The sequence below is a fragment of the Novosphingobium sp. genome (genome assembly GCF_027486195.1).
Classification (GTDB): Bacteria; Pseudomonadota; Alphaproteobacteria; order Sphingomonadales; family Sphingomonadaceae; genus Novosphingobium.
In genome coordinates this window covers 1-5,742 of sequence record NZ_JAIXPP010000015.1, presented here as the reverse complement: position 1 = coordinate 5,742, position 5,742 = coordinate 1, and the positions used below count along the sequence as shown (strand labels likewise).

Sequence of the window (5,742 nt, the reverse complement as noted above, 5' to 3'; positions counted from 1 at the left end):
GGCAGCAAGTTCGCGGTGCGCGGCATGACCAAGCAGGTTGCCGTCGAATACGGCGACCAGAACATCCGTGCCAATTCGGTCCATCCGGGCTACGTCAAAACCCCGATGATGGTTGCCGCAACCGATGAGGATGGCGGCGGTGCAGCGGCAGGTATTCCGCTCCGCCGCTTTGCGGAGGCTTCTGAGATTTCGCCGCTAGTGGTTTTCCTCGCTTCGGACGAATCCTCGTTCATCACCGGCACCGAGCATGTCATCGATGGCGGCATGATCGTTTGCTGAGGCGGCTGGCGTTGGAGACCCTAAGATGATCACTGCTCAGGATTTCGCGTTCCACCCCCGTGACCCGGCGGATATGCAGTGGACCGAAACGCTGTTCCTGATCTTCTCGGTGCCCGAAGCGGGCATCAGCGGCAATCTCTACAATCTGGCGCGGCCCAATCTCGGCGTCTGCCACAGCTCGATCGAGATCCACAAAGGGCTCAGCCTGCATCCATGGCAGATCGAGCACAACGACGCGCAGATGCATTTGCCCTGCCCCGAGCGCTTCGACGATTTCACGCTCGCCAATGGCCTGTCGTTTCAGGCGCACAGCGCCCGCGTTTGCGCGTTCCAGTACCAGTCGCTCGATGGCAATTGCGCGCTCGACATCACCTACAGCGCGGTATGCGATCCCTTCGATCCTCACGATCCGGCGGAAAACCCGCTGATCGCCTCGTCCAAGCTCGCGGGCTATGATGGCTGGAACACCGGCCACATGGAAAGCAAGGGCCGCGTCACCGGCACGCTCTCGCTCCATGGCCGCGAGTACAGGGTCGATTGCACCGAGGGCATGAACAAGAGCTGGGGGCCGCGCAAGGACTGGGGCAGCAAGGGCGGCACCTGGGTCCATGTCAACTTAGGCCCCGACCTCGGCGCATTCCTCGTCCTGGGGCTTGAGTTCGAGAACAAGGAGGTCGTCTACGGCCCCTTTAAGTTCGGCTACGTGGTCGTCGACGGCGAACGCCGCCCCCTCGTTCGGGCCACCATGCGCGCGCAGCGGTTCGATATGCTGGTTACCCGCGCCGTGGTCGAGTTCGAAGACGACCGTGGCAATTGCTGGAACGCGGTCGGCACGACTGTTGCTGCCGCGCCATGGTACAACTTCAATCCATCGAGCGCGGCTTTCCAGACCCTGATGCGCTGGGAAAGCGGAACCCGCGTCGGACACAGCCATATCGCCGATTTTGCCGGGCTCTCGCACCTTTCGCGCGGGATGGCCGACCAGCATGACACCTGACCCAAAGAGTGGGACAAAGCAGCACACCATGACCGACGACACCATCCGGCAGCATCCCAGTGATGCCTTCATCGACGCGGTCCGCGCGCGGTTTCCCACCGAGCGCGAAGTGGACACCGTGCTCACCCGCAAGATGCGCCGCCGCAATGGTCCCTCGTTTCAGGCGGTTGCGCTGGATACGCTAGTGGATGGCACCGAGCGGCTGATCACCAATCAGGTCGGCTATCCGGTCAAGATCGCAGATGCGCGCTGGCTTTCGGGCGGTGCATCCAAGCTACAGATGCTGTTCAACCTGCATTGGCGTAGCGATGACGCCGATGGCCAGGCGCCAATGGTCACCCCGATGGTGTTGCGCATGGAACCGGCAGCCTCGGTCACCGAGTCGAGCCGTCGGCGCGAGTTCGAAGTGATCCGGGCGGTCGAGGGCACCGTACCTGTCCCACACGCCTACTGGATGGACCCGGAGGCACAGTTCCTGCCCTATCCGGCAATGGTCTATGGCTTTGCCACTGGCACGGCCAAGCCCTCGCACGATGCCGGCAAGGTCACGGGGCTGGGCCAGAACTATGGGCCAGACTTGCGCGCCAAGCTGGCGCCGCAGTTCATCGACTACCTTGCCCGCATTCACAATTTGCCGATCGGCGCGCCGCCCGTTCTCGCCAGCTTTGACCGGCCGGAAGTGGGATCGAACGCCTCAGTGATCCGGCAGGTCAATGCCGCGCGGCGCATCTGGGAGGAAGACCGCATTGAGGAAGAGCCGGTCATGGCGGTGGTCTACAAGTGGCTGAACCGCAATGCCCCGCCAATCGACCATATTTCGATTGTGCACGCCGATTATCGTAGCGGCAATTTCCTGTTTGATGAAGCTAAGGGCGAGATCACCGCATGGCTCGATTGGGAAGGTGCTGTGCTGGGCGACCGGCATCAGGACCTGACATACGCAGCGCTGCCGATTTTCCAGCACTATGCCGAAGATGGCGAGACGATCCTGGTCTCGGGGATGATGCCCGAGGACGAGCTCTATGCCGCCTATGAAAAGGCCTCGGGCCTGCCGGTCGATCCGGCCCGCATACGCTATTTCGGCGTGTTCAACCGCTATCTCGTCTCGGTGCTGTTGCTGGCGGCATCGACCCGGGCGGCGCGCGGCGCGGCAACCCATCAGGACGTGCTGCTCAACCATGTTGCCGGAATGGGCTACCTCGCCCTCTCCGATCTGGTCAGCTTTTTCCGGAGTGCGACGGCATGAACCAGGATTTCGAAACCCAGTTGCAAGTGGTCCAGCGCGCGCTGGGCGAGGTGGTGCTTCCCGCTCTTGGGAACGCTGACAAGCATGTGATCGAACAGCTCCACCTCTCGCTCGCAGCCATCGGCTTCATGCAGAAGCGCGTGCCACTGGCGCGCCGCTACTATCGCGGCACACTCCAGCGCTATGTGACCATGGCGGACGCGGTAGCGGCGCTGCTTGACGCTGACGCGCTGAGCCTCGCTGACCAGTCGAAGCAAAGCAAAGCGGTGCTGGATGATCCAGCCGCCTCGGACGCCGATCTGCGCGCAGCGACTGCCACCTTGCGAGCCGGCGTTGCTGCGCTTGTCGAAGCTGCAAAGGATACGCCGCAAGAGTGCGCGCTCGATGCGCTGGTCTTAAAACACAGCGAGGCGATTCTCAGCGAAGACCGCTCGTGGTGCATCCCGCTGGGCTTCGAACTGCGGCCCGAGGATCTGCCCAAGGCTGACTGGCAACCGTGAGTAGCTAGGATCTCAAGCGAAGTGCTTCACGGCAAAGGTCAGCGGATCGGGGCCTGTGCGGCCATCCGCGCTGTCGAGTGTCGCAATCGCGGCGAGATCGGTTTCGTCGAGATCAAACGACAGTGAAGCCATGTTCTGCGCAAGGTGCAGCGCGCTCGTCGCCTTGGGCATAGCGGATGCGCCGGATTGCGTGAGCCAGCGCAGCACCACTTGCGAGGGTGTGCGCGCATGCTTCGCCGCAATCTCCGCAAGCACGGGCTCACCCAGAAGCGGGACTCCTCCGGTGCCGCCGCCTCCAAACGGCGACCACGCCTGCGAGATGATGCCATGCTCACAATGAAACGCATGTAGCGCGCGCTGCTGAAAGCGCGGGTGCATTTCGATCTGATTCACCGCCGGCACAATCCCGGTTTCAGCGATGAGCCGGCCAAGATGCTCCACCGTGAAGTTCGACACACCGATTGAGCGGACCAGCCCCTCTTCCCGCAGTGCAATAAGCCCGCGCCAGGTCTCGACGTAAAGATCATCCATCGGGAGCGGCCAGTGGATCAGATAAAGGTCGATCTGATCGAGACCCAAACGCTGCAAGCTGCCTTCCAGTGCTGCGCGGCATTTGTCCCGGCCATGTTCGGTGTTCCACAGCTTGGTCGTGACGAACACATCGCCCCGCGCCAGCCCACACTGGCGAAGCCCATCGCCCACCTGCTGCTCGTTTCCATATATGGCCGCGCTGTCGAATAGACGGTATCCAGCATCCGCCGCGCTGGCGAGCACCGCCGCGGTTTCCGCTTCCGAGCCGAACCGCATGAGGCCAAGCCCCAATTGCGGCATGTGATGGCCGTCGTTAAGGATGACCTCCTGGCTCATCATAGAAGTCTACACCCTCGCTGCTTTCGCGTAGTTCATGACCTTCGCCTGCGTGAACTCAAGCAAACCATGCATGCCCATCTCGATCCCGACGCCCGACATCTTGGCCCCCGCAAATGGCGTGTCGGGCCCGATATCGCCGTGCTTGTTGATCCACACCGAGCCGGAATCGAGCCGCGCCGCAACCGCACCGGCGCGAGCCGGATCCGCTGACCACACCGAGTTGCCAAGGCCGAAGCTGGTGTTGTTGGCCCGCGCCACCACATCGTCGATATCGGCAAAGCGCATGACCGGCAGCACCGGGCCGAACTGCTCGTCGGTCACGAGGCGCGCATTGTCTGCGATATCGCGCACAATGGTCGGGTTGATAAAGTAGCCCTCACCCTCCGGGCTGTCGCCGCCCGCGATGATCGTGCCCTCGGTGCGCGTCTCCTCGATCAGGGCTCTGAGCTTGTCGAATTGCACGCGGTTCTGCACCGGACCAAGCTGTGTGCCCTGCTGCGATCCTGGTCCTACAACGGCGGCATTCGCGATCTCGGCCAGCTTGGCGCAGACCGCGTCATACTGGCTTTCATGCACATAGAGCCGCTTGAGCGCGATGCAGACTTGGCCGTTGTTGACGAAGGCGGAATTGAACAGCTGCTGCGAGACAACCTCGGGATCACAATCATCGAGCACGATGCCGGAATCGTTGCCGCCCAGTTCCAGCGTCATGCGCTTGAGCGAGGCGGAACCTGCCGCCATGACTTTGCTGCCCGTGGTCGTCGAACCGGTGAAGCTGACCTTGCGCACCAGCGGATGGCCGGTCAGCGCATCGCCCAGATCATTGTTGTCCGTGACCACATTGACCACGCCGGCAGGTACCAAATCCTTCCACAACGCAGCGATTTCCAGCGTGGCCAGCGGGGTTGTGGCTGCGGGTTTTACGACGACGGTGTTCCCAGTGAGCAGCGCCGCGCCAACCTTGTTGACTGCGGTGAGGACAGGAAAATTCCACGGCACGATTGCCGCGACCACACCGAGCGGACGGCGGTGCAACTCGATCCGGCGGGCCTCGCTGTCTTCGATTAGCTCAACCGGGATAGTCTGCCCGGCATAGTAGCGAAGGAAATAGGCCGCACCGCCCACTTCGGCCTGCGCATCGGGGATCGGCTTGCCCTGCTCGCTGGTGAGCGTGCGGGCGAGTGATTCCAGATTGGCCTCAATCACTTCGGCCATTCGGATAAGCAAGGCACTGCGCGCTTCCGCAGTGCTCTGCGACCACGCAGGAAACGCAGCGGCTGCGGCCGTGACTGCATCCTCGAAGTCCTCACGCGAGCCCCGCGCGCAGCTGGCAAAGACCTGGCCCGTGGCGGGATCGATCACATCAATGCTCTGGTTTCCGGCGACATGATTGCCGCCGATCAACATCTGCAGATTCACTGGTCAGGCTCCTTCGCCAGCAGGCGGGCACGGTCGGCAACGTAGGCCCTTACGGATTCAATATCCTCAACCGACATCCATTTGGCGAAGCCGACCATGCCGTTTTCTTTGAGCGCGCCGTCATGCACGACCGACTGCCAGGTGGCCTTGTCGGCAAGCACGCCCGAGCGGCGCAGATCGGGCAGTACGCCTGAGGAGCGCACGCCGCCGCCATGGCAGACCGAACAAGTATTGCCATAGAGCTCGGCGCCCTTGGCCACCGTTTCTGGCGTCCATTCGTTCTGGACGATGACCGGTGGTGCCTGCGGGGCACGTTCGATCTTGTAGGAGGCCTTTCCGCCGAGCGCGAAAACCAGAAGGCGGCCATTGGGCCGCGGCCCCTGCAGTTCGGCAAACGCTGCCGGCAGGCCATAGCCGCCACCGTAGCCCGC

Annotated in this window: 7 protein-coding genes; 4 read left to right on the top strand and 3 right to left on the bottom strand. The window is 62.7% G+C overall.

The window, feature by feature from the left end; translation table 11 throughout:
• The 4 genes from Q0071_RS03110 to Q0071_RS03095 all read left to right on the top strand — a co-directional run.
• On the top strand, positions 1 to 279 hold a 279-nt coding region (locus Q0071_RS03110; RefSeq protein WP_298165184.1), incomplete at its 5' end, for an SDR family oxidoreductase.
• 25 nt (positions 280 to 304) lie between these two features.
• A complete protein-coding gene (locus Q0071_RS03105; protein WP_298165182.1) occupies positions 305 to 1,276 on the top strand; it encodes a hypothetical protein in 972 nt (323 codons plus the stop codon).
• A 28-nt stretch (positions 1,277 to 1,304) separates the two neighbouring features.
• Positions 1,305 to 2,522: a phosphotransferase family protein gene (locus tag Q0071_RS03100; RefSeq protein ID WP_298165180.1), complete on the top strand. Its 1,218-nt coding sequence runs from the start codon at positions 1,305 to 1,307 to the stop codon at positions 2,520 to 2,522.
• A complete protein-coding gene (locus Q0071_RS03095; protein WP_298165178.1) occupies positions 2,519 to 3,022 on the top strand; it encodes a hypothetical protein in 504 nt (167 codons plus the stop codon). Before Q0071_RS03100 ends, Q0071_RS03095 begins: the two co-directional genes overlap by 4 nt.
• A gap of 12 nt (positions 3,023 to 3,034) precedes the next feature.
• Here the strand turns inward: Q0071_RS03095 and Q0071_RS03090 are convergent, their stop codons facing one another.
• From Q0071_RS03090 to Q0071_RS03080, 3 genes are all read right to left on the bottom strand, one after another.
• On the bottom strand, positions 3,035 to 3,853 hold the full coding sequence (locus Q0071_RS03090) for an aldo/keto reductase (protein ID WP_298165186.1): 819 nt from the start codon (positions 3,851 to 3,853) through the stop codon (positions 3,035 to 3,037).
• A gap of 45 nt (positions 3,854 to 3,898) precedes the next feature.
• A complete protein-coding gene (locus Q0071_RS03085; RefSeq protein WP_298165176.1) occupies positions 3,899 to 5,311 on the bottom strand; it encodes an aldehyde dehydrogenase family protein in 1,413 nt (470 codons plus the stop codon).
• A partial coding sequence (locus Q0071_RS03080; RefSeq protein ID WP_298165175.1) for a c-type cytochrome occupies positions 5,308 to 5,742 on the bottom strand: 435 nt, incomplete at its 5' end. The genes Q0071_RS03085 and Q0071_RS03080, both read right to left, overlap by 4 nt.